Annotated in this window: 21 protein-coding genes and 3 pseudogenes; 8 read left to right on the forward strand and 16 right to left on the reverse strand. The window is 57.6% G+C overall.

The window, feature by feature from the left end; translation table 11 throughout:
* Nucleotides 1-72 precede the first annotated feature (72 nt).
* Nucleotides 73-857 (forward strand): annotated as a pseudogene (locus tag J2Z31_RS27070) (ISNCY family transposase); the annotation flags it as partial.
* A gap of 1,184 nt (nucleotides 858-2,041) precedes the next feature.
* Here the strand turns inward: J2Z31_RS27070 and J2Z31_RS27075 are convergent.
* The 10 genes and pseudogenes from J2Z31_RS27075 to J2Z31_RS27120 all read right to left on the reverse strand — a co-directional run.
* A pseudogene (locus J2Z31_RS27075) lies at nucleotides 2,042-2,201 on the reverse strand (MFS transporter); the annotation flags it as partial.
* Between the two features lie 285 nt (nucleotides 2,202-2,486).
* The gene (locus J2Z31_RS27080) at nucleotides 2,487-2,897 is read right to left on the reverse strand and encodes a RidA family protein (RefSeq protein WP_209606485.1); all 411 of its coding nucleotides are present in this window, start codon (nucleotides 2,895-2,897) and stop codon (nucleotides 2,487-2,489) included.
* 82 nt (nucleotides 2,898-2,979) lie between these two features.
* Nucleotides 2,980-3,891, reverse strand: coding sequence for a bifunctional methylenetetrahydrofolate dehydrogenase/methenyltetrahydrofolate cyclohydrolase (locus J2Z31_RS27085; RefSeq protein WP_209606487.1), 912 nt, complete (start codon nucleotides 3,889-3,891; stop codon nucleotides 2,980-2,982).
* Nucleotides 3,888-4,772: a formyltetrahydrofolate deformylase gene (purU, locus tag J2Z31_RS27090; RefSeq protein WP_209606489.1), complete on the reverse strand. Its 885-nt coding sequence runs from the start codon at nucleotides 4,770-4,772 to the stop codon at nucleotides 3,888-3,890. Before purU ends, J2Z31_RS27085 begins: the two co-directional genes overlap by 4 nt.
* Before the next feature lie 66 nt (nucleotides 4,773-4,838).
* Complete coding sequence (locus tag J2Z31_RS27095) at nucleotides 4,839-5,849, reverse strand: threonine/serine dehydratase (RefSeq protein ID WP_209606549.1); 1,011 nt, start codon at nucleotides 5,847-5,849, stop codon at nucleotides 4,839-4,841.
* Between the two features lie 47 nt (nucleotides 5,850-5,896).
* Nucleotides 5,897-7,048 (reverse strand): threonine aldolase family protein, encoded by a 1,152-nt coding sequence (locus J2Z31_RS27100; protein ID WP_209606492.1) that lies wholly within the window; start codon nucleotides 7,046-7,048, stop codon nucleotides 5,897-5,899.
* Nucleotides 6,996-7,616, reverse strand: a complete 621-nt coding sequence (locus J2Z31_RS27105; RefSeq protein ID WP_209606494.1) for a sarcosine oxidase subunit gamma family protein — start codon at nucleotides 7,614-7,616, stop codon at nucleotides 6,996-6,998. The genes J2Z31_RS27100 and J2Z31_RS27105 overlap by 53 nt, the downstream gene beginning before the upstream one ends.
* Nucleotide 7,617: 1 nt before the next feature.
* Nucleotides 7,618-10,503, reverse strand: coding sequence for a 2Fe-2S iron-sulfur cluster-binding protein (locus J2Z31_RS27110; protein WP_209606496.1), 2,886 nt, complete (start codon nucleotides 10,501-10,503; stop codon nucleotides 7,618-7,620).
* Entirely contained in the window at nucleotides 10,500-10,766 is a 267-nt protein-coding gene (locus tag J2Z31_RS27115) for a sarcosine oxidase subunit delta (protein WP_234939715.1), read from the reverse strand. Before J2Z31_RS27115 ends, J2Z31_RS27110 begins: the two co-directional genes overlap by 4 nt.
* A 19-nt stretch (nucleotides 10,767-10,785) precedes the next feature.
* Entirely contained in the window at nucleotides 10,786-12,024 is a 1,239-nt protein-coding gene (locus J2Z31_RS27120; protein WP_209606500.1) for an FAD-dependent oxidoreductase, read from the reverse strand.
* A gap of 161 nt (nucleotides 12,025-12,185) precedes the next feature.
* Between J2Z31_RS27120 and J2Z31_RS27125 the strand changes: the two genes are divergently transcribed.
* Nucleotides 12,186-13,196, forward strand: a complete 1,011-nt coding sequence (locus J2Z31_RS27125; RefSeq protein ID WP_234939703.1) for a GlxA family transcriptional regulator — start codon at nucleotides 12,186-12,188, stop codon at nucleotides 13,194-13,196.
* 374 nt (nucleotides 13,197-13,570) lie between these two features.
* Here J2Z31_RS27125 and J2Z31_RS27130 read toward each other — a convergent pair whose 3' ends face one another.
* From J2Z31_RS27130 to J2Z31_RS27140, 3 genes are all read right to left on the reverse strand, one after another.
* Nucleotides 13,571-14,890 (reverse strand): amidase, encoded by a 1,320-nt coding sequence (locus tag J2Z31_RS27130; protein ID WP_328243663.1) that lies wholly within the window; start codon nucleotides 14,888-14,890, stop codon nucleotides 13,571-13,573.
* Between the two features lie 79 nt (nucleotides 14,891-14,969).
* A complete protein-coding gene (locus J2Z31_RS27135) occupies nucleotides 14,970-15,185 on the reverse strand; it encodes a hypothetical protein (protein WP_209606505.1) in 216 nt (71 codons plus the stop codon).
* Between the two features lie 63 nt (nucleotides 15,186-15,248).
* Nucleotides 15,249-16,502: a M24 family metallopeptidase gene (locus J2Z31_RS27140; RefSeq protein WP_234939704.1), complete on the reverse strand. Its 1,254-nt coding sequence runs from the start codon at nucleotides 16,500-16,502 to the stop codon at nucleotides 15,249-15,251.
* Between the two features lie 55 nt (nucleotides 16,503-16,557).
* Between J2Z31_RS27140 and ehuB the strand changes: the two genes are divergently transcribed.
* From ehuB to J2Z31_RS27170, 6 genes are all read left to right on the forward strand, one after another.
* Nucleotides 16,558-17,472 (forward strand): ectoine/hydroxyectoine ABC transporter substrate-binding protein EhuB, encoded by a 915-nt coding sequence (gene ehuB, locus J2Z31_RS27145; protein WP_234939705.1) that lies wholly within the window; start codon nucleotides 16,558-16,560, stop codon nucleotides 17,470-17,472.
* 69 nt (nucleotides 17,473-17,541) lie between these two features.
* On the forward strand, nucleotides 17,542-18,207 hold the full coding sequence (gene ehuC / locus J2Z31_RS27150; protein WP_209606507.1) for an ectoine/hydroxyectoine ABC transporter permease subunit EhuC: 666 nt from the start codon (nucleotides 17,542-17,544) through the stop codon (nucleotides 18,205-18,207).
* A 3-nt stretch (nucleotides 18,208-18,210) separates the two neighbouring features.
* A complete protein-coding gene (ehuD, locus tag J2Z31_RS27155; RefSeq protein WP_209606509.1) occupies nucleotides 18,211-18,876 on the forward strand; it encodes an ectoine/hydroxyectoine ABC transporter permease subunit EhuD in 666 nt (221 codons plus the stop codon).
* The gene (gene ehuA, locus J2Z31_RS27160) at nucleotides 18,876-19,691 is read left to right on the forward strand and encodes an ectoine/hydroxyectoine ABC transporter ATP-binding protein EhuA (protein WP_328243664.1); all 816 of its coding nucleotides are present in this window, start codon (nucleotides 18,876-18,878) and stop codon (nucleotides 19,689-19,691) included. Before ehuD ends, ehuA begins: the two co-directional genes overlap by 1 nt.
* Nucleotide 19,692: 1 nt before the next feature.
* Nucleotides 19,693-20,511 carry an aspartate dehydrogenase gene (locus J2Z31_RS27165; RefSeq protein WP_234939706.1) on the forward strand — a complete coding sequence of 273 codons (819 nt, stop codon included), beginning with the start codon at nucleotides 19,693-19,695 and terminating at the stop codon, nucleotides 20,509-20,511.
* Nucleotides 20,512-20,546: 35 nt separating this feature from the next.
* Nucleotides 20,547-21,290, forward strand: coding sequence for a GntR family transcriptional regulator (locus J2Z31_RS27170; RefSeq protein WP_209606511.1), 744 nt, complete (start codon nucleotides 20,547-20,549; stop codon nucleotides 21,288-21,290).
* Nucleotides 21,291-21,688: 398 nt separating this feature from the next.
* On the opposite strand, the gene J2Z31_RS27175 is transcribed toward J2Z31_RS27170, so the two are convergent.
* The 3 genes and pseudogenes from J2Z31_RS27175 to J2Z31_RS27185 all read right to left on the reverse strand — a co-directional run.
* Nucleotides 21,689-22,072: a tyrosine-type recombinase/integrase gene (locus J2Z31_RS27175; protein WP_328243665.1), complete on the reverse strand. Its 384-nt coding sequence runs from the start codon at nucleotides 22,070-22,072 to the stop codon at nucleotides 21,689-21,691.
* 63 nt (nucleotides 22,073-22,135) lie between these two features.
* Nucleotides 22,136-22,543 (reverse strand): site-specific integrase, encoded by a 408-nt coding sequence (locus J2Z31_RS27180; protein WP_209606515.1) that lies wholly within the window; start codon nucleotides 22,541-22,543, stop codon nucleotides 22,136-22,138.
* A gap of 845 nt (nucleotides 22,544-23,388) precedes the next feature.
* Nucleotides 23,389-23,483, reverse strand: a pseudogene (locus J2Z31_RS27185) (transposase zinc-binding domain-containing protein); the annotation flags it as partial.

Raw genomic sequence — 23,483 nt, forward strand, 5'->3', positions numbered from 1 at the left:
AGTTAAAGTGTCCTGTTCCTGCAAAGTTGGAATGTCACTCTCCCCGCGTTTTGATGACGTGGGAGATTGCGGATGGGACTGATTGCGATGAGCGAGCGCGACCTGCAGCGGATTGAGGTCTTGTCGAAGGTGATCGACGGCCGCATGACCATGGTGTCGGCGGCGCATGTCCTGGGCTTAAGCACGCGCACGTGCGTCGGCTGCTGGATCGGATCAGCGCTGGCGGTGCGGCATCGATCCGGCACAAGGCAAATCGGGCGACCGTCGAACAATCGGATTTGCGACGGCGTGCGCGATTACGCCGTGGCGATCGTGCGCGAGCGCTATACGGATTTCGGTCCGACGCTGGCGGCCGAGAAGCTGGCCGAGCATGATGGCCTGACGGTGTCGCGCGAGACCTTGCGCAAATGGATGTCTGCGGCCGGCCTGTGGTTGTCGCGCAAGCAGCGCCGCACGTTTCATCAACCGCGGTTGCGGCGCGAGGCCTATGACGAGCTGGTGCTGATCGATGGCTCCGAGCATCGCTGGTTCGAAGATCGCGGTGCCCCATGTTCACTGCTGGTGTTCATCGACGATGCGACCGGCAAGCTTATGCAGTTGCGGTTCGTACGAGCGGAAAGTGCATTTACGTATTTCGAGGCGCTGGAGCTTTATCTCAAGGATCACGGCGCTCCGGTCGCCTTTTATTCCGACAAGCATTCGGTGTTCCCGGTGGCGAAGAAGACGCCAAGGGTGGCCAGGCATGACCCCAGTTCGGGCGTGCGCTTTCAAAGTTAAACATCGAGGTTCTTTGCGCAAACTCGAGTCAGGCGAAGGGTCGGGTCGAGCGCATCAACCGGACGCTGCAGAACCGCCTGGAAGGCCGTAAACCCGTCGCAGCGCTTCAGCATGTAATCGATCGGCCTCGGTAACCGGTGAATTGCGCGACAGCTTTGTACGCTCAGATCGAGCCAGGTCTGAAGTTCATCAACGAGCAGACGGCTGTCCTTCCGATCCCATGGTGGGAGGGCCAAAGTGCCGATCCCGAAGAGAAGCAAGCCCCGCGAAGAACATCTAACGCTGGCAAGAACGCAAAGCTCAGAGCGCTTGACCCCAGCCGCCGAATAGAGAAGTGCTTGCAGTCTCAGACGGTCTCAGCAAGACGGCCCCCACCGTGGGGTTATTCTCGAACCTCTTGGCGGGTATCTTTCAGGCCCAAAACCATATCTGCTCCCTGCAACAGTCATCGATGGGCATGTTTGCGAGAGCCATCGCCGAATCGTTCGACAATGAAAGCGCTTTCGGCCTGCCCTCAGCTTGCTCTCACTGCTGTCAGTCAGAGGCCGAAATGCCTGCCTTCCGACGCGCGTCCTCGATTGTCTTTGCCTTTAGTGAGACCACCGCGCTCCGAGGCATTCTTCGATATCGCTCACGCTTTTTGTCTCAAGCCGAGCGATGTCCTTCATGCTCCGACCTTTGAACAGCCAGCGTAGGCATGATTTTTCCAACGTTGAAACCAAGACGTGTCCCTTCGACTCCGCTCGAGAGATCATTTGGTGCAATGCCCATGGGTTTACTTGTGCGTAGCGTAGATGGCGAACGGCACGTGCAGATCCGCGGCTCGTTTATGTCGCCTTATCCTTCATCAAGCAATTCGGGGCGAGCGATATCAGCGTGAACAGCCGACGAGCAGTTTCCTAATCGATGGTGATCTTGGATTTGAACGCTCCCTTAGTCGGTGGCCTCGTTGGGGATAGCCCGGCGGCCCATGTCAGCCGCCTGTCCACCAGCGTCAGAGAGAGCGGTATGGTCCGCCGCTGTGGTCGACCTACGCAAGACCGTTGCTGTTCAGCACATCATTGCTGGTCGGAGGTCGGCAGTCCGATCGATACAGAACGAAAGCATGACACGCCATTGCCATGTTCGACCTGCTGGACTTTTGATTGCGGAGGCTGTGACAACATCACCGAGCATGAAAGTATGGTGCGAACGCTGCTGCTCGTCAATTTCTGGTCTCATCATCGATTCATCCTCATGGATCTCGAAACGCGCGCTATCAGCTGAACGCCGGCAAGGTGGTTGATGCCTGCACGAGCGCGACCATAGGGTCTGATGCGGAAATCGGGGCCATGAGCCCACTGATGATTTGCGATCTGCGTTGAAGTCCAGATCGAGCGAAACGCCGCGTTGTGCAGCGGAGCGAGAGTCACCGAACCGGACAGGGGAAGAGTCTTCGCGCCGCATGTCTCTGTGACTCTCAAAACCTCCACCTGGACCCCAATAGGGGCTCGGCAAACACAAAAAAAGTGGCTGCCGCCGGGACCTGTTCGGCGGCAGCCAAGGTGCTGCCCTTGCGAGGCAGACGGGAACTCTGAGCTAGGCGCGACGACCCTCCTGTATGGAACTGGACGGCCATTTGGGCAGTGATTCTTTTCTGAATGAGCCGAGCATCTTCGAAGGCCAGTTCTTCCTGGGCCCCAAGGATCGGGCAAATCTGGCATCAGACATCATCCGTCGGCCACGCTCGCTGTGATCTGGATTTCGACGATCGCTCCGCCGGGTAGCGAAGCCACTCCAACTGCTGCTCGAACACCAATCCCTCTTTCACCAAGCTCCCGGAAAAGATAGTTCGAAGCATGGTCAGCGATGCGCGAATGCTGATTGAAATCTCCGCTCGCTGACACGAAAACCGTCATAGCCAGTATGCTGTCGATCCTCTCTTTGCCGTTTAGCAGCCTCCGCGCTGCTGCCATCGCATTCGACGCGGCGAGCTCTACCGCCTCTTTGCAGTCTTCCAGATCGACGTCGTTGGTGAAGGTGCCAGTGTGAGTAAGAATTCCATTTGCCCGAGGCGTCATACCCGACGTGAACACCACGTCGTGATGGCGCTTCGCAAGTACGTAGTTTCCGTTTGGCATCAGCGTTCGCCCCCAAGACGAGCTACCAACGGCGTCCCCTCCCATACTAATCCTCCTCATAATGATCCTTGACCTTGCTTTGCTACAATCCGGTATTTTCGAAGTCTCGGCCGACTGATCGGTAGGATGCCGTAACCGTATTTGCCATGAGCATGGCGATCGTCATTGGACCAACGCCGCCAGGAACAGGCGTTATCGCCGCTGCTACTTCGGCAACCTCATTGAAGCAGACGTCACCCACGAGGCGCGTCTTGCCCTCGCCCCGCTCTGCCGCCTCAATGCGATTGATGCCAACATCTATAACCGTCGCCCCCTCCTTGACCCAGTTGCCCTTGACCATCTCCGGTCGGCCTACGGCGGCCACCAATATGTCTGCCTCCGGGCAAACATCGGCCAAGTTTCGCGTGCGGGAGTGAGCCATGGTCACAGTCGCATTCGCACCAAGCAGCAACTGCGCCATCGGCTTTCCGAAGAGGTTCGAGCGGCCAATGACGACCGCACGGAGGCCTGACAGATCCGCTCCATGGATGCGGCGAACCAAGACCATGGCACCGGCAGGTGTGCAGGACACGAGCCCGGTCTTCGTGTCGCCGATTGCGAGCTTTCCGGCATTTACGACCCCCAGACCATCAACGTCCTTCTCGGCCGAGATCGATTGGATGATCCGTTCGCTATTCAAGTGCTTCGGGAGCGGCAGTTGGACCAGGATACCGTGGATATGCGGATCACTATTCAGAGTCTCCACCAGAGCTGCGAGTTCATCCTGGGTGGTGTCCGCGCACAATGTGTGCTGGACAGAGGCAAAGCCGCACTCTCTCGCCACGCGGCTCTTTGCAGCCACATAGGTGTGGCTCGCCGGGTCGTCTCCAACGATGATCACCGCAAGCCCTGTCTTGACGCCATGCTCCGTCTCGAGAGCCGCGGCCGCGGTTTTTACGTTCTCCACCACGGACGCGGCAATCATCGTACCGTCAATTACTGTCGAGCCCGTCATCCCATACGCTCCGATGCGAAGCTGCCCGGACTTGCCGGGAAGACGACAGTACGATTTCCGTTCAAGAAGACGCGGTGATGGATATGCGCGTGGATTGCGCGGGCAAGAACCTGGCTCTCGACGTCGCGGCCGATCGAAACGTAATCGTCGGCGCTCTGTGCATGCGTGATTCGGACCGTGTCCTGCTCGATGATCGGCCCTTCATCAAGGTCGGTGGTGACATAGTGAGCAGTTGCGCCAATGAGCTTCACCCCGCGCTCATAAGCCTGCTTATAGGGGTTTGCCCCCTTGAAGGACGGCAGGAAAGAGTGATGGATATTGATAATTTTCCCTGACATCCTCTCGCACATGGCATCAGAGAGAACCTGCATGTACCGTGCGAGCACAACCAGTTCCGTACCCGTCTGTTCGACGAGCTCCATGATTTGAGCCTCGGCTTTCGGCTTGTTCTCTTTGGTGACCTTGATGTGGTGGAACGGAATGTCATGATTGACCACGACCTTTTGGTAATCGAAGTGGTTGGAGACGACCCCCACAATATCGATCGGAAGTGCTCCAATACGCCAGCGGTAAAGCAGGTCGTTCAGGCAGTGCCCGAACCGCGAAACCATCAAGAGAACTTTCATCCTTTGGGTCTGAAGATAGAGCTCGGTCTCCATTTGGAACTTCTCGGTGATCGGCTTCAGCCCCTCAGTAAGTGCGTCCGCGCTGGTCCCGTCTTCTGAAACGAAGGAGACCCGCATGAAGAAGCGACCCGTACTTAGGTCATCGAACTGCGAGCTGTCGATGATATTGCAGCCCATCTCGCACAGAAAACTTGAGATGGCTGCGACGATTCCTCTTGTCGACTGACAAGTAGCGGTTAGGACATAAGTGGTCATTGCTTCCCTTCGTGAGGTTACAGGACATCGTCCGCTCAGTTGATGAGCGGTGGAAAGAACGCGCTATTACTTCAGGTCTGACGAGGGGCCCGACGGCGATCCTAGCCCGTGGGTGTTCAGATACCCTCGCCACGTATCAAGATCGACATTACCGCCCGACACCACTGCAACGACGGTCTTTCCCTTCCATTTTTCTCCATGGCGCAAGACCGCCGCAACAGCAGCAGCGCCGCCCGGTTCGGCAACAATTTTCATATGATCCGCCAAGGTCTGCATTGCAGAAATGACGTCGGCCTCCGACACCGAGAACCCTCCGGCCACAAGCTTCTTGTTGATCGGAAATGTTTTCTCACCAGGAATCTGCGTTACGATGGAGTCGCAAATCGAGTTGTGACCAGGCTGATTCCCGATCCTTTCACCCGCAAGAAGCGATCGTTTAGTGTCGTCGAAGTTTTCCGGCTCTGCAGTGTAGATCCTGGTCTGGGGAGCCCGTTCAGCCATCGCAGTCGCGATACCGGCCATGAGCCCACCCCCACCGACCGGGCACACCAGAGCGTCGGCGGACGTATTGAGCTGTGCCAGTTGGTCGGCGACCTCCAGACCAATGGTCCCTTGCCCGGACATCAGCACATAGTCATCATAGGGAGGAACCAGCGTTGCGCCGGTTTCTTCCGCCACATCACGTGCGATCTTGGCCCGATCTCCTGTCACACGGTCGTATGTGACAACTCGTGCACCATATTGGGCGGTGTTGCGCAGCTTCACAGCAGGGGCGTCGTCAGGCATGATGATAGTCGAGGAAACACCCAACTCCGCCGCGGCAGCGGCAACACCCTGGGCGTGATTGCCGGATGAGAAGGCGACCACACCGGCTGCTCGCTCTTTGTCGCTCAACGACGCGATCTTTACATAGGCACCCCGGATCTTGAAGGATCCGGTGCGCTGCAGGCACTCCGCTTTGACCAGGAGGCGGAAACCAAGTCTTCGGTTGAGCAGTTCCGATTCCAACAGAGGGGTAACACGGGTCACTCCTTCAAGGATTTGGGCGGCCTTGGCAATCATCGTGAAATCTAGCATCGCATTACTTTCCAATTTGAGATCGTCGCGCACTCGTTCAAACCTTGTCAGTCCAGCCGCACGGTGCTTGGTATGGCGTCCTTAGGGCCGACATTCCAAGCCGCGGCATCTTCGCGGCAGGCGTCTTCAAACCGCTGGATCTGCTCGGAACTGTCGCTGTAGGACATGACCAGGCGGAATCCCTCGCCGTTGCCGCCCAGGTTCCATGGTCGTAAGTGAATGCCCTTCTCTCGAAGAGCATTCGAGAGCCGTGGCGGCAGGACGGCGAATACCTCGTTGATCTGCACTGGATGAGCCAATACAACGTCAGCGCACTGGGCCAAAGCGCTCGCAACTCGAACCGCGTTTTCGTTCGCGCGCAATGCGTTGGCGCACCAAAGATCGTTTTCCAGATAGCTCAATAGCTGCACCGACATGTAGCGCATCTTTGAGAACAGGTGCCCTGCCCGCTTGTGCATAAAGCCAAGCACGCGAGCTATCTCTGGATCGAACGTAATGACCGCCTCGGCATTCATTGTACCGTTCTTCGTTGTGCCAAACGTCAGAATGTCGACGCCAGCTTTCCAGGTCATTTCTGCTGGGGTTAGACCCAGATGAACAATGGCATTCGAAATGCGCGCGCCATCAAGGTGGACTTTCAGTCCGGCCTTATGTGCTATTGCAGTTAACTCTTTCAGCTCCTCCGCGCCATAAACAGCACCCGCCTCTGTGGCCTGGGTGAGGCTGATTGAGCTCGCCGCCATATGATGCACATTGCCAATTCCGTGCCGTTGCAGAGCCTGTTGCAAGGTCGCCGACGATACTTTGTTATGTTCGCCCGGCAACAAGGTCATCCGTCCACCCCCGCTATAGAATTCGGGCGCGCCGCCTTCCGTCGTTACGATATGTGCGCTCTCATGACAGAAGATGGTGCCATATGGTGGCGTAATGGCGCCCAGCGCCAGACCATTGCCGGCAGTCCCCGTCCCTACCGGAAACACGAAGGTCTCGCGCTCGAAGAACTCGGAATAAGCGGGCGCTAGCTTCGCGGTATACTGATCCGCGCCGTAAGCAGTCTCGGAGCCTTGGTTACAGCTCAGCAACGCGTTCATAATCTGATCGCAGACAGGCGCACCGTTGTCTGAATTGAAGTGATAGGTAGCGATGTCACTTCCTCCCGGCTGGAACGAAGCCGCCACCATATTCGGCAGACGCATCATCCAGCACTTCCCAGAGGTAGTCGGCAGAGGCAAAGTCCGTGAGGAGATGAAGACCTTCAGAGGCGCCGGTCTCACGGATCAGCACAGCGCCGATACGTGCCACGATCGTTTGAGCGATTTCGCCGGGGGGAAAGCTCTTGTCACGGAGATCAACACCGCAAATCTTCGACATCATTTCCGAAACACGCGCACCTTTGATGAAGAGCCAGCTATGACTGTCTGCCCGCGGAAGCGGATAGCCCATGCGGGCGCCACCGCCAGCGCTCTCCGAAGCCCAAGACGCGTCTAGTTCGCCACAAATGTCGCTCATCGAGTTGCGACCGTTCAGGACAAGGTACTCCTCCTTGCCAAGCCGACCAATTACAGTGCCATCGGAAAGGGTGACGGCTCTGTTCGGGCGTTCCGGGAGAGTGGAAACCTTCGAAGCAAGCCAATCGGTCGTCCCGGCTCCCTTAAACCCCGTCCTACCTACGGGCGTGTAATCATGGATGAGCACGTTCCCGGGTTGGCGCGGAACGCGAGACTGTTCGAGGCGATCGGCAAAGGGGCTTCGTGCGATGGCAGCCATGTTACATCTCCTGCCGCTTGTTTTCCGGATCGTAGAAATGCGGTGCGACGACCTCGGCTTGGTGCTGGCTGCCGTCACTTGATCGCAGCGTGATACGGCCTCCGAGGTTCGCGTCCGCTCGGTCGGCGTAGGCGAGACCGATGACCTTCGAAAGCGTGGGAGAACAGGTAATCGACGTGATGAAGCCGGCGATCTGCCCGTTTTTCACGACCAGATTGGATTCCTGCAAGCCGGACGTGGGCATCCGATCAAGAGAAAACCCAACAAGCTTGCGGTTCGACAGAGTCTTTCCGCGGATCTGAAGACTGCGCTTGCCGATGAAGAAGGGCTTGGAATTCGCCACCGCCCAGCTCATGTCGAGCTCCTCCGGCGTCGTCATGCCGTCGGTGTCCTGACCAATGATGACGTGACCCTTTTCGAGCCGCATCACGCGCTGCGCTTCAAGGCCAAACGGCTTGATCCCGTATTCCTGCCCCGCCTCTCTAATCGCATTCCACAGTTCCGCACCGTAGCGTGAAGGAACGTGGATCTCGTAGCCCAACTCGCCGATGAATCCGACGCGGAACACACGCGCCGGGATTCCGGCGACCTTACCCTCGCGGTAGGCGAGATAGGGGAACTGCTCCGCCGACACATCGATGTCGTCCGTCAGCTTTGTAAGGACCTTGCGGGCGTTGGGACCCGCGAGGTTTACCCCCGCATATGCCGCGGTGACGTTGGCGATATCCACGTCAAGCCGCCACTGAGCATTCCACCACAGCATGTTGCGATAGATGCGATCTACGCCTGTGGTCGTGGCCGTGACGTAGAAGTACTGATCGCCTCTTCGGCATGCAACACCGTCATCGATGACAGTGCCGGCCTCGTTGGTCATCAAAAGGTAGCGCGTCTTGCCAACGGGAAGCTTCGCATAAGCGAAGGTGTACATTCGGTTCAGGAACTCTGTGGCATCCGGACCGCGTATATCCAGCCCACCCAGCGTCGAGACGTCGATCATACCGACATTGTTTCGCGCATTGCGCACCTCGTCAGCGATGATCTTCTTGTCGTCCGGTCCTTGTCCATAGAAGGCCGGCCGCATCCAGTTTCCGGCCAAGAGCCAGGAAGCCCCTTCGGCGCAATGGTGCTCGTGCATCGGCGTACGACGCATGGGCGTAAACTTCCGGCCCGCCAAGGTCGCGATCTTCTCCGTCGTCACCGGAGGCCGAGCTGTTGTGACACCCACCTCGCTGATCGTGCGACCGGTTTCCTTTGATACGAGCATCGCCGTTGCCAAGGCTGCGTGGCGCCCTTGGCTTGGACCCATTCCGACGGTTGAGAAGCGCTTCACAAGTTCAAGTTCGCGGTAACCATCTGCGACAGCGTTCTTGATATCCTTGACCTGCAAGTCTTCGTCGAAATCGACGAAATCCTTTCCGCCGGGGTGCGGAAAGATCGGGCGGGGATGGTTAGGTGACACAGAACTACGCGCCGGCCGTGCGGGCAGATTTGAGATCGACAAGCCGCAGTTGGCCGCTGCCCGTGCGCCCTGCGCAAATCCATCTGCAATGCAGGCATCGATGTCGAAAAAGCCGTCGACAGAGCCGGCGAGCAGGACGGCATCATCCTGCCCTGAAATCGTGAACCGAGCCGAGACATCGTCGTATTCCAGCTTGCCTCCAGCCTGGAGCGGCAGTTGGTAGGCGGGGACATAGCCGACGGACATGCACACAAGGTCGCAGTCGAACCGGAGGCGGATCTTGCCAGCATTCCCAGATGCATCCAGTTCCGCGACCTCAACTGCTTGGACGTGCTTGTGGCCAAACTCAGGCATGGCGTCCCAGACGCACCAGCCGTCAAGGATTTCGACATTGCGTTCTTTCAACTCGTCACGGTTCGGTCCGCGGAGATCGCTCCTTCGAAGATCGCACACAGCGACGAGACGAACGCCAGCATCGAGAAGGTCTAAGGCCACTCCATAAGCATCGTCGTTCGATGCGAGCACGATTGCGCGCTTTCCCGGTTTAACGCCGTAGAGGCGCATAAGCCGCTGAGCCGCTGACCCCTGCATAATGCCTGGCAGGTCGTTATTGCGGAACTGCGATGGCTGCTCGATCATGCCTGTGGCGAGAATGACCTGCTTCGCCCGGAGTTTGTACAAGCGGTTGCCACGAATGACAGGCAGCCAGTTGTCAGCATACCAGGCATTGCACGTCGCGTTGGTCCAGATCTCGATATTCGGATGAACCTTCGCCTCGTGAACAAGGTCGCGCTCGGTCTTCACACGCGCATAGCTCAGCGCACCACCGATTATAGGGTTTTCATCAACGATGAGCACCGACGCGCCTGCATCCGCAGCTGCTATCGCGGCCGCCAAGCCAGCGGGTCCGGCGCCGACAACAACGACGTCGTACCAGCCGTAGGCCTTGTCATAATACCCTTCCGTGGGCTTGCTGATGTCCAATTTGCCTAGACCCGCCTTGGCTCTTATCCGCGGCTCCCAAACTCGTTCCCAGATCCCCTTCGGCTTGAAGAAGGTCCGGTAGTAAAATCCCACGGGCATGAACCGCGAAAATCGGTTCATCGCAAAGCCTCTGTCCTTGCGGGCAGAGTGGCTGACATTCTGCGCACGAACCGCAAGACCCTCAGAAATGGGGTGGCGGTCGGCAAAGACGCTCACCTCATTGCCGATCTGGACAAGCGTGTTGGCGTCTTGCGCGGCCATGGTAAGGATACCGCGCGGCCGATGATACTTGAACGAGCGTGACAGTATCCACTCATCATTCGCAGCAAGCGCTGACGCAATGGTGTCCCCGGCTACGCCCTCGTATTCCCTTCCATCGAACGTGAACTTGATCTTCTTCGAAGCATCGATAAGCAGCCCCTGCCGCTGTGTCGGCTTGTTCATCGTACCTCCCCCAAGGGACCATCCGCAGGTACGGCGAAAGTCGCCAGTATCTCGTCGGTTACCGTATTGCGCTCAGCAAGAAACCAGAAGTTCGACGGCGTGTGGCACCACCATTCGCGAACGACGCCCGCCGTATTGTTGGACATCCAGAGGTAATCGGACCACTCCTTGTCGCTGGCGCTCGTCGGGTCGATGTGCTGGTGGACTTCGCCATGGCACTGGAACTCGGTTATGTTTCGTGGCCCATTGAGAGGGCATGTCATGATTTTCACTTTAGGCTCCTCAATGGCTCGCGGCGGTAGCGCCCATTTCGTTGACCAGATCGAAGCGTTCGAAGCGATCCAGTGGGAATGGGCGGATTTCCTCGGGAACACGATTGTCAGCAATGGCCTTCGCCAGGAAGAAGCCGCTTGCGGGCGTCGCCTTGAAGCCCCATGTCCCCCAGCCGGCGTCCAGCCAATAATTCGAGAGCGGACTTTGGCCCATTATTGGACTGTAATCAGGCGTCATGTCGGTGATACCCGCCCATTGGCGCAAGACTTTCAGTTCCCCGATGAACGGGAACAATTCCACGGCCGACGCCGCAAGCCCCTCTTTGAGTTCGAGGGTTGATCGCGTGTTGTAGAGTTCGTACGGATCGGATCCGCCGCCGATGACGAGCTCCCCTCTGGCTGACTGCGAGATGTAGCAGTGGAGAGCGGTCGACGAGACCATCGGATCGAGAAACGGCTTGATGGGATGGGTCACCATCGCCTGGAGCGGGTAACTGCGTATTGGCAACTTCAAACCGACCATCTTCGCGACGACGGACGAATACCCAGCAACACACTGCACTACAACACCCGCCGAGAGGTCACCGCGATTGGTCCGGATTCGCGTTACCTTATTGTTTGCGACCTCCATGCCGAGGACCTCGGTGCGCTGGTGGAGCTCGACACCTCGCTCGCATGCCCTGATAGCGTATCCCCAGACGACGGCGTCGTGGCGGGCAATCGCTGCGTTCCGATGCCAGAGGCCGGAAAGGATGGGCATGCCTTTGATGTCGAGATTGAGGGAAGGAACAAGATCTTTGATTTGTTTGCGATCGAGGATCTCGTTTGCTTCGCCGCAGAAGACGCCGGCGTCCGCGCGCAGGCGGAGTGACCGCGATACTCCGTCGGAGTGAGACAGTGTCAACTGCCCCCGACGGGAGTACATCATGTTGTAGTCCAGCTCGTTCGAAAGCGATTCATAGAGTCTGAGCGACTTGGCGTAGAACTTGATCGAACGCTGGTCCGTGTAATTCGATCGGATCACGGTCGTGTTTCGGGCCGTGTTGCCGCCGCCGAGATAACCCTTCTCGAGGATCGCAACGTTTCGAATGTTGTGATGCTTGGCCAAGTGATAGGCCAGTGACGCACCATGCCCGCCGCCGCCAATGATCACGACGTCATAGTGCGCCTTGAGATCGGGCGTGAGCGGCACTTCCTGACGCGCCGGGTACCGTTTCGAGATGCCGTACTTCAGAAGGGCAAACACCATAACTCGGGTCCTGTTACCTGTTGAGCAGGTTTGAATATCGCTCTTGCAGACGCCGCGACATCGAGACCGCCCCACACTCATCAACGGGCTCAGGAGGAGAGTGGCATACCTTGGAGATTTTTATTGCCCAAAAGGGACATGAATAGTAGATATCCCGCCATATGACCTTTCTCGCTTTCGAATTTTCAATTTGGAGGTACACCATTCTGGAAATGCGCGTAGCGTTCATTCTGACGACTGGTTATTCGCTGATGGCCACCGCTTCGGCCGTTGAGCCGCTGCGAGCAGCAAATCATCTCGCGGGCAAGAAGCTCTACGAGATCAGCTTCGTTTCGACCTACGGGGGGCTCGCCAGATCTACGGCCGGAGGCGGCTTCGACACTCTGTCGATGGCAGAGTCAGGTTTGGATTTCGACCTTGTTTTCGTTGTCGCGGGCGGGAACCCGATGAGCTATGAAGATGCCGAACTGAACCGATATCTCCGGAAGCTCAACGCCCGAAAGGTAAAACTCGGCGGCATTTCGGGGGGACCGGCGATCCTTGCCAGGCAGGGCTTGATGGAGAACCGACGATTTGCGGTTCATTGGCAGCATATCGAGGCGCTCGAGGAGCTGTCGTCTGACTTACTTGTAGAGCGGCGCCTCTTCGTCATCGACCGCGATCGATATACCTGCGCAGGGGGCGTAGCAGCGCTCGACATGATGCTTGCCATCGTTGCTTCCGAGCATGGGACAGTATTTGCTCAAGCCGTCAGCGACTGGTTCATCCATACGCATATGCGATTAGCGACCGAGCCACAGAGAGCGACCTTGGCTCAGCAACTCAACATCACCCACCCAGCGTTGATTGCTGCCACCGATTTGATGGCGAGCCATATCGCCGACCCGTTGAACGAGCAACAGATAGCAGACCTCTCCGGTTTAAGTTCGAGGCAGTTGCAACGACTTTTCAATGAACAAATCGGTGAACCGATAATGCAATTCTATCGGCGGATGCGGCTGGAGAAAGCAAATGAGCTGCTTCAGCAGTCGACATTGCCCATAACCGAGGTCGCGATTGCTGCGGGGTTCTCGAGTCTATCGCATTTTTCCCGAGCTTTTCGAAAACAGTTTGATGTTACCCCTCGGCGCCGCCGGATGGAGAGCCAAAGAAGCATGACTGTGCTGCGTTAGATGAAGCGGTGGTGTCAGTCCGCCAACAGGCTGATCGGAAAACTCCAACCCAAACTGTCTGTCAGAATGCGCGTTAGAAGTGTGAAATCAGACGGATGTCTTGATCGTTGTGACGGGTGTCCAAGTACTCAAACCCGGACACCCAGCTCGTCAAGCGGTTTTTCAAGCCGCCTTACGGCCGCTCGTTGGCTGTGTGGCTTCGCTCGAGCGATTGCGCAACGTGCAGAACGGAGTCTTCGTTGAAACGTGGCCCAATCAATCGCACCGCAGCGGGGATCCCTTCCCCAGGCATGATGGGAGTGTGAGCTCCATTCCCGGTCGCAAACGGCCGGGAGAAAATCCACCCGCAGGCTCTTCTCAATGCTGCCCGCATCTCACAACCCTAGACTCGGCAGCGGGATGGAAAAACGGCCGCTCCGCTCGATTGCATGCGCGGCCCGAAGGACAGTCATTTCATCGAAGTAGCGTCCGACCAATTGCAGCCCGATAGGCAGGCCTTCCGAGTGCATTGCGCATGGCATTGTCAGCGCCGGGTGACCGGTCATGTTGAAGAACGTCGTATAACGCGTGATCGCGTTGCCGATCGCCTCGTTCACGCCATTCCTGGCCACCTTGACCGTCCCGACCTTTTGGGCGATTTCCGGCGTGGCGGGGGTGAGGATCAGATCAACATCGTCGAAGAGCTTGTTCGTTTCCTGTCGATAAACCTCCACGAACCGCTTGGCCTTGACATAGTGTTCCGCCAGAATGCACTGCCCGAGTGCGAGCCCCGCCCGGAAATCTGCCCCGTAAAGATCGCCGCGTTGCTGCACGTATGCCGAATGAGCACTCAGCGCTTCCGGCATCTGAACGGTGAGCGAGACGGTGCGGCTGTGCTCCATATCCGGCAACGCAACGGGCACCAAAATTGCACCTGCGACGACGAGATATTCCTTGACGCTCTCAAGGGCGGCAAGAATCTCATCGTCGGCGCGCTCATAGTAGAAGTTTTTAGGTATGCCGATGCGAAGACTCGAGACGTCTTGTCCTAGCGCGTCACTGTAATTGTCTACTGGCCGGTTGACCGAAGCGGGATCCGATGAATCGTAGCCAGCGACAATGCGCAGGAGATCTGCACAGTCCGCGATCGTCCGGGTCATTAGCCCGACGTGGTCGAGCGTCCAGCAGTAAGGTACCACCCCTGACGTCGGAACCCGGCCGATCGTCGGCTTCAAACCCACAAGGCCATTGAGCGCGGCGGGCGCGCGAACGGAACCCCCCGTGTCTGTTCCAAGTGCCGCGGGAACCAGACCGAATGCCACGGCCGCAGCCGACCCGCTCGACGACCCGCCTGCGAGGCGCGTGGGATCGTACGCGTTTACACAGGTGCCATAGAACTCGTTCTCGCCTGTTGCTCCATATGCAAACTCATGCAGGTTTGTCTTGCCCAGGCTGATCGCGTGGGCTGCGCGAAGCTTGGCGACAGCATAAGCATCGCTCTTTGCCACTCGATCATGGAAGACCCGCGATCCAGCCGTTGTCAGGACGCCCTGAACGTCGAACAGGTCCTTCGAGGCATACGGCACGCCGGCGAAAGGAGATTCACCTAGCTCGTCGCGAGACAGGCCCGCGGCCTGCCGTTTTGCTGCCTCGATCGTCGGGGTGATGAAGGCCTTCGACACCGCGTTGTGGCGGTCAATCCGCTCGGCAAACACGTCAACAAGCTCCGCGGGCGTAATCTGCCCCCCGGAAATCAGCTGTTTTAGGCTCCTAACGTCTTTGAATGCGATATTGTCAGTCATTTGGATTCGCGCCCTGGACGCTCATGGCCGGAGGGGTGGTTCCGAGATCAATCTTTCGGAGCTGTTCAAGTTCGTTCAGGAGATCCTGAAAGCCCGTGATTATTCCCAGCTGCGGATCAACGAGCTCGTTTATTTCCGCGTCCGACCAGCTATGCGAGGCCATCTGCGCGCATATGCCGATCAAAGTGTCTTTCTGGAGTTTCTGCATCTGGTCCTCACAGAGTCAGCAGCAAGCGTGCGCCCACGGAGTCGCGAGCGCACGCTTGGACGCTTAGCGCACGATCAAGGTCTCAGGCGTTTTGTTGGTCAGGATCTCTCCGCCATTATCCGTAACCATGACAGTGTTGGAGATGAAGTAGTCGGCGACCTTGGTGTTCGTGAACCAGGAATGGGCGTGAACGACCATGCCAACCTCGATTTTGCGGGTCGATTTGGGGAAGAGACTTGTCACCATCGAACCGCCCGTCCAGCTCGGCGGAAAGCCAATGCCTACCAGATAGCCGCAGTGATGGCGGTGATAATCGACCAGACCTGCGCTCGCGGCTACTTCGTGCCAGGCATCGTAGGCATCGCCCGCCTTGGCGCCCGGCTTTAGCGCCTCACAGATCGCCTTCATTCCGCGGATCGCGAGCTCGGCAGACTGCTCCACGCCTTTGGGTGCACTTCCGACATAAACCAGTCGGCCCATCGGCGACTGATACTTCCGGTAAGCGGCGCAGGTTTCCAGGAAGACCGCATCGCCATTCCTAAATACGTCGCCGCGCCAGGTTGTGTGTTCTTCACCGAGGCGGCTGGTGGGACGGATGAACGGGCCAAAACCGGGGTATTCACTGCCCTCGAGAATCATCTTGCTGTGATAGGCTGCAGCGACTTCGTAGTCAGACGCGCCGTCGTGCACGGCCTCAACCGCTGCCAGCGTGCCCATGTCGACGGCGTGTGCCGCTTTACGGGTGTATTCCATTTCCAGCGGCGATTTGATCAGGCGAATGTCGTCCAAGATACCGGAAGCATCCACCCATTGAACGCCCGTCTGGTCGTCCTGAATACGCTCGGCATGGCGCGCCGTGAGGAAGAGACTGCGCTTCTCGATGCCCACTCGCTTGCCTGCGAGACCGAGATCTTTCATGGCCTGGTGAACATAGTCCGAAAGCTCTTCATGGTCCTTGTGCCCATAGAACTTTGCATTCGTGACCTGGTTCTCAACGGTGATCTGTTCCATGGCGCGGCAGCTGAGCGCCATTTCTCCATTTCGGTTGAGGACGAGAACGTGAGCCGCAAAGAAGCCCCAATGGTCGAGCGCAGTGAGGTAATAGATGTTTTCCGGGACGGCGATCACGATCCCATCGAGGTCGTTTTCAGCCAGTGCGTTCTTTGCTTTCGCAAGACGGCGATCAAGTTCCTCTTTCGGAAAAGGCGATTGGAACGTCATAGGTTTTTCCCTCCTAGTAATGACGACGCTGAAACACAATAGTGGTATACCTTTAGTAGTCTCGCGCCCGAAAGACCGCAAGCGAAATTTTGTCAATTCGGCCATTCTGCCCAGAAGTGCGGGATTCTGTAGGCGTCATGGTGAAGAGCTCTTGCTTAACCCCGCGTTCAGTGGTACACCAATTAGGCAATTCCGCATCAAACCCAAAAAAGGGGAACCAATGAGAATCAGAACCATCGTCGCGGCGTTCACGACAGCTGCTGCATTGTTTGCTAGCGCTTCTCTCGGCCAGGCTGATGACCTGACCGACCGAGCCAAGGCAGGAAAGCCGATCCGGATCGGCTTCGCACATGAGATTCCCTGGGCTTACCCGGGCGACAAAAATGAGCCGTTGGGTTTCGCCAATGCCCTAGCGCTCGGTGTGCTGAAATCCATGGGTTACACGAATATCGAGCCGGTCGTGACCGATTGGGGCGGCCTGATCCCTGGCTTGCAGGCGGGCCGGTTCGATATCATTACCGGTGGCATGTACATCACCGGAAAACGCTGCGCAAACGTGAGTTTCGCCGAGCCTATGGGTAAATTCGGTGACTCCTTCATTGTAAAGAAGGGTAACCCCAAGGGCATCCACACTTACCAGGACATCAAGAAAAACGACGCAACGATGGCAACGGTCTCCGGCTTCGTGAATGTCGACGCTGCACTCAAAGAGGGCATTGCCGAAGACAAGATAATGCAGGTCCCGGGCCTCACGGAGGTTCTCGCTGCCGTAAAGGCAGGGCGGGCAGACGCGGGCGCTGGCAACGATTTCGCCATGAAGGATCTTGCAAAGAGTGCGCCGGACGAAATCGAGGTGACCGACTCGGCCGCCCTACCGGAGTGGACCTTCAACTGGGTGGCAATTGCCTTCAGGCCGGAAGATAAGGATTTCCTGAAGGCCTATAATGAGGCACAGGCAAAATATCTCGGCACTCCCGAGATGCTGGAAGCAGTAGGCAAATTTCAGTACACGAAGGCCCAGCTTCCGGGTGACGCGAAAACCGATTGGATTTGCGCAAATAGATAAAAGCTCCCAAGGGTTGGGCGAGCTGCTATGCGTGCAGTTCGCCCACTTTTTTTGCTAAAGTGAGTTGCAATGACTTACATCTCATTCCTCTCCGACTACGGCGGCCGTTTTGTAGACGGGATGCTCGTCACCGCCCTACAGTTTCTCTGCTCTTTGGCCCTGGCGACTGTGCTCGCGCTCGTCTTCGGTCTTATGCTCTTGTCGTCCAACGCTGCGGTGAAGGGGGCCGCTGTCGTTTACGTGGAGTTCTTTCGCGGAACGTCGCTCCTGGTGCAGCTTTTCTGGCTGTTTTTCGTGCTACCGCTTTTCGGGATAACACTGGAGCCCTTCTTTACAGGGTTTCTCGCGGTTGGACTCAATATTGGCGCCTACGGAGCTCAGCTTGTCCAAGGAGCGATCAAATCAGTCCCGCGCGGTCAGTGGGAGGCAGCCTATGCACTATCGATGTCTCCTGCAAAGCGCATGCGGCGCATCATCATCCCTCAGGCGCTTGTTATCATGCTGCCGGCTTGGGGCAACCTTGTGATCGAATTGCTCAAGAGCACTGCACTCGTTGCTCTCATAGCGGTACCTGATCTGATGTTCGAAGCTAAGCAACTGAACAGCTCGACTTATCTCTCTACGTGGACCTTCGGCACGGCACTGGTCATCTATTACATCTTTGCTCGGTTCCTCGTCACGCCGACCATGCGATCGCTGGAGCACGTGATGGCCCGTAGAATGGGAAGGAGCTGAACGATGCATTGGGATTGGCAATTTACCGCCGAAATCCTCCCCCGGCTGCTGTGGGCGACGCTAAATACCCTTATGGCAGCGGGACTCGGTTACGCAATCGCAGCTGTGCTCGGTCTAGTGTTTGCGATCGCCCAGCGCACGCCGTTTCGCCCTCTAACGGTCACAGTCCGCGAACTCGTTGAATTTCTCCGCTCAACGCCGCTCGTGCTGCAGATCTTCTTTGTCTACTATGTTGGCCCCGAGTATGGGGTCTCGCTGAGCCCCTGGGTTGCGGGCATGATTGCTATCGGCCTGCATTATGCCGCTTACCTCTCGGAGGTTTATAGAGGCGGGATTGAATCGGTTCCGAAGGGTCAGTGGGAAGCTTGCACCGCAATCAACCTCACCACTGCGCAGACCTATCGACGAATAATTCTGCCCCAGGCGCTGCCGTTGTCGGTTGCAGGGATGGGCAACTATCTGATCAGCATCTTTAAGGACACCCCAATGCTGTCGGTCATCGGCGTGGCGGAACTCATGCAAGCCGCAACTGCAATCGGCGGTCAGAATTACCGTTATCTCGAGCCATACACGATCGTCGGCGTCGTATTTCTAGTCATCTCGCTGTTCTCCGCTGCGTCCATTCGCGGTTTCGAAGCGTGGATCCGCCGCAAGTTAGGAATGTACTGATGGAAGCCCTTTCCTCATTTCCCCTCGAGCTTACCGGACCCGAGGTCCCAATGGTGAGGTTCATGAATGTGCGCAAAACCTATGGCGACTTCGTGGTACTGGATAACCTGAATCTGGACATAGCACCTGGCGAAATGGTCACCGTCATCGGCCCTTCCGGGTCAGGTAAGACCACCGTGCTACGAATGCTCATGACCCTCGAGACGATCAACGGGGGCGTTATTTACGTGGATGGAAAACCGCTCACCCACATGCCGAAGAACGGCGTTCTGGTGCCGGCTGACGCCAAATACCTGCGCAAGGCGCGCTCTTCGATAGGGATGTGCTTCCAGCACTTCAATCTGTTTCCTCATATGACGGCACTTGAGAACTGTATGGAGGGGCCGGTGCAAGTCCTCGGCCTCTCTCGCCGCGAAGCCAAAGAGCGCGCCGAAGAACTTCTCTCGATGGTGGGAATGATCGAAAAGAAAGACCAGCACCCCGCGCGTCTTTCCGGCGGTCAACAGCAGCGCGTCGCCATTGCGCGAGCACTGGCGATGAGGCCAAAGGTGATGTTGTTCGACGAGGTCACCTCCGCTCTCGATCCCGAAGTAATTGGAGAGGTCACGAACGTCATACAGGACCTCGTGACCAAGCACAACTTGACGATGCTGATGGTCACTCATCAAATGGGATTTGCACGTGATATTTCTGACCGTATCTGCTTTTTCTACGGCGGAAAAATTGAAGAGCAAGATACGCCCGAGGAGCTGTTCGCCAATCCCAAGAGCAAGCGGACCCAACAGTTCTTGAGTGCAGTCAAAGCAGCAGATTAACATGGATCGGGTGGCAATGAAGATAGGTATCGCTGGAATCGGTGCTGTTGGCTCTGCAGTGGCCCAGGCATTGGACCGTGGTGATATACCCGGCTGCAAATTGACGGCAATCTCGGCGCGCAGCGCCGAACGTGCGGCAGAGTTCAACGTCTTTCTGTCTAACAGAGCTCCGAATGTGCCGCTGCAAGATATGGCGGAAGAGTGCGACATGGTACTCGAAGCGCTCCCACCATCTATGTTCGATGCGGTTGCAGTTCCAACGCTCAAGGCAGGGAAGATCCTCGTCGCGATGTCTGGCAGCCAGCTTCTCGGAAGAGATGATCTCATAGAGCTAAGCCGCCGGTCTGGCGGTCGCATCGTCATACCGTCTGGCGCCATGCTTGGCCTCGATGCAATCAAGGCCGCGGCGGTCGGCATGATCCATGAGGTGAAAATCGTTACTCGGAAGCCACCAAGCAGTCTCGTTGGCGCGCCATATATAGTCCGCAGCGGGCTGAAACTGGACAAACTCGACGAGGCACTTTGCATCTTGAAAGGCACGGTCCGCGAAATTGCCAAGGAGTTTCCGGCTAACGTGAATGTGGCCGCGGCTGTGAGTTTGGCGGGAGTCGGCCCGGAGCGAACCAAGATGGAAATCTGGGCGGATCCCAGTCTGCAACTTAATACCCACACGGTGAGTGTTCGGTCAGACAGTTCAGATTTCTCCATGTCGATTCAAAACCGCCCCAGTCACGAGAACCCGGCTACCGGTCGGATAACATCGCAGAGCGTTATCGCGTATTTGCGCCAGCTGCATGCTGGATTGCGCATTGGGACGTGATACCGGAATCGGCCACAATATCTGCAGGGGACGTTATGACAAGGACGGGCATACCAGCATCGACAAGCAGCAGCACCGCCTCTTTGAACAAAGATCACGACGAGACTTCCGAAGTCGAGAGCCAGGCCGCCGGCAAGCTGAGCAAGCAGGAGATTTATCTGGAGTTACGTCGCCGGATATGTCTCCTCGATTATCAGCCTGGCAGCCGCTTGAATGAGCGGGAACTTGCATCGGAGTTCGGTGTGAGCAGAACGCCTCTACGCACGGTCTTGCAACGTTTGGAATATGACGGCTTGATCATCAGTCAGCATGGCAACGGCACTGAGGTCACATCGATCGACCTTGGTTCGATGCGAGACATCTATATCGTTCGCATGCGATTGATGGATGCAATGGCCGAATCCTCGCCACTCCCGGTCGGTGACGATATTCTCAACGACATCCAGGACCTAGAACGGGAGTGCCGCGAACTGATGGGCAGCAAAGACAAGAGGCAGTTTGCCGAAATAATTATGCGGCTACATCAGGTCTTGCATGGTCTGAGCAGCAACGGCCCGCTCAGGGACTTTAACGATATCTTGTTTTTCCAGTCAGCCAGATTCTGGTTCTTGCTTCTCGACAAGATGGATTTCGGACAGCAGGTTGAAGAGCTTCTCGATGAACTTCGTATGATACGGAGAAGCTTGGAATTGCGTGACGTTAGACTGGTGGCCACCGTGCATAAGTCCCACCTAGCAATGGTGCTATCGAGGCTAGATGCGATGGAAAGTGCGGCTTAACCGTGGGCTGCGTCTGGACTCAGTATGTCGCACTCTGGGGAGCTCGCTACTCTGAATAGATGTCCGGTGCGCGGCGGCGGTGTGAACGACCAAAGGCCGCGGTGTCGGGGAACTCGGTGTCCGGCTCGAGGCTGGCTAGGGTACCTTGCGAACGGGCGAAGGACCTCGAGGCGCCGGGCCCATGAGAAGGCACTGGCCCGTTTGGCCCGGCCTTGCACCCAGTTCAGCACGATATCGTTGGTGAGCGGGCCACTATGGCCGCGCTCGTCGGCGAACACGGCGAAAGAGCTGATTTGGTGGCCCTCCATTCTGAGGGCGAAACCAAGGGAGGCGACGTTCGGACAAATAGGCCTCTGCCAGCGAGAACATGGTGCGCGCGTCGATTGTGCGCTCCCGGGTCAGGGTAGGGCGACGGCTGCAAGATTGCTCAGATCGACCTTTGCATAGATGGCAGACGTGTCGAGGCTTCGATGCCGCAGGATGTCCGCAATCTCCTTCATTGACGCGCCGGCTCGTGGAAGTCGGCTCGCCATGCTGTGGCGGAGCATGTGGACACGGGTCCGCGTCCATCCACATCTTCGGTAGCCGGCCAGCACCGCAAGTTTGACACTCCTGCTCGGGATCGGCTCGTCGTAGGGGGCAACATGGCGAACAAATATGGCCCGGTTCGACGTCGCGGGTCGCTCCTCGTGCAGATAGACTGCAATCGCCACTCGTCTTTGCCGGTAGCGGCAGAGCATCCGCGCGTCGGCTCTTGGTGCCGACAAGCTTGATCGTGCCATCGACCCAGTTGAAGTCGTCAAGCTGCAGCTTGACGACTTCGCTCGATCGCAGACCGAGATCGATCAGAGACCGCACCATCGCATTGGCGCGCAGACGCGAGGGGACGCCTGATCAAAGGAACTCAGCAGTTCGTGGATCTCGGCGTCGGTCAGCACCTCCGGTAATGATGCCAACCGCCAGTGAGCGACCCGGGGAATCGCGGCCTCCAGTTCATCCACCCGGTCGCCGGACATGCTGCCGAAGCGGAGATAGCAGCCAATGATGGCGCCGATCGCGGCGATGGTGGTGGGCTTTCGCCCTCGTTTGCCAAGGACGAAGCGGCGAATGGATACGGCGCTGATTGTCGCCAAGGAGATCGGCTGCTCGTCGAAATGCTCGACAAGAAATCCTCCGACCACTCGGCAACGCTTCCGACAGGTGTTGTCCGCCACCCCCCAGACGTTGCACATGTGGGCATCGAAGCGCGTCAATTCCTGTTCGATGGCGGAATTGCGGGATACTGCAGTACCACGCGGCCGGCATCGAGTACCTCCAGAAGATGGCCCAGTGCCGCCTGCAGCTCATGGCGCAAACGACGGACCGGCTCGGAGCAGGCGCACGCCGGCAGGTGGTCCGAGAGAAAGCGCATAATGGCGCCTTGGCCGATCGCTTCCAGGTCATACCCTCCTCAGTCAGCCAATAGGCGAAGTGCGCGAGGCAGCACACATAGGCGCGCTGCGTGTTCACCGCATATCGCCTTCGCTGCAGGTGGTCACCGTACTGCGAAACGCAGGGGCGAAGAATACTGCCCTCCAGCCAAGCGCGCGGCTGTGACTGAAGGGTGATCGCTTCTTGCATGTTGATCTCCTACCGAGTTGATTGGACTCGGAAGAATTATGCGCAGCGCAAAGTTTGAATGCCGGAAACCATCTCACTGATCTGCCGAAGAAAACTGGCTAACTTTGCCGGTGAGCTGCGCATAATATTCGGGTGGGCATAGTGCAGAGCGTTTTTAGCGTGGCGTCGCCTGTGTCGACGTTGACGAGCGCGCCTAAGCTAGCGACGGTGCGCTAAAAACGTGTTGGGCTAAGCCGCGGGCGCGTCTGGGGCCCTATGGGTATTGAATGGTGCCCATCCAAGGAAAAGACCGTCGCAGGACGGTGTTGACGCAGCATCTGGTGGAGCGCTGGGACGAAACCAGCGCGGATTCCGGGTCCAAAGTGGTGACGATTGGCTCCGTTGATCTTCTCGAAGGCGCTGGTGGGCGCGGTCGGCACGCACCTTCCGGAGACCGACCTGGTTTGCGGCCGAGCGATGCAACTGGATGACGATGAAACGGCAGCGTGAAGACGACGTGAAAGTACTGAGTGTCGAGGAGCTCGGCGCGGCGATCCTCCAGCCATTGCGCTCGGGCCAGCGATTGGCAGCGGG

It is taken from the genome of Sinorhizobium kostiense (assembly GCF_017874595.1).
GTDB classification, from domain to species: Bacteria; Pseudomonadota; Alphaproteobacteria; order Rhizobiales; family Rhizobiaceae; genus Sinorhizobium; species Sinorhizobium kostiense.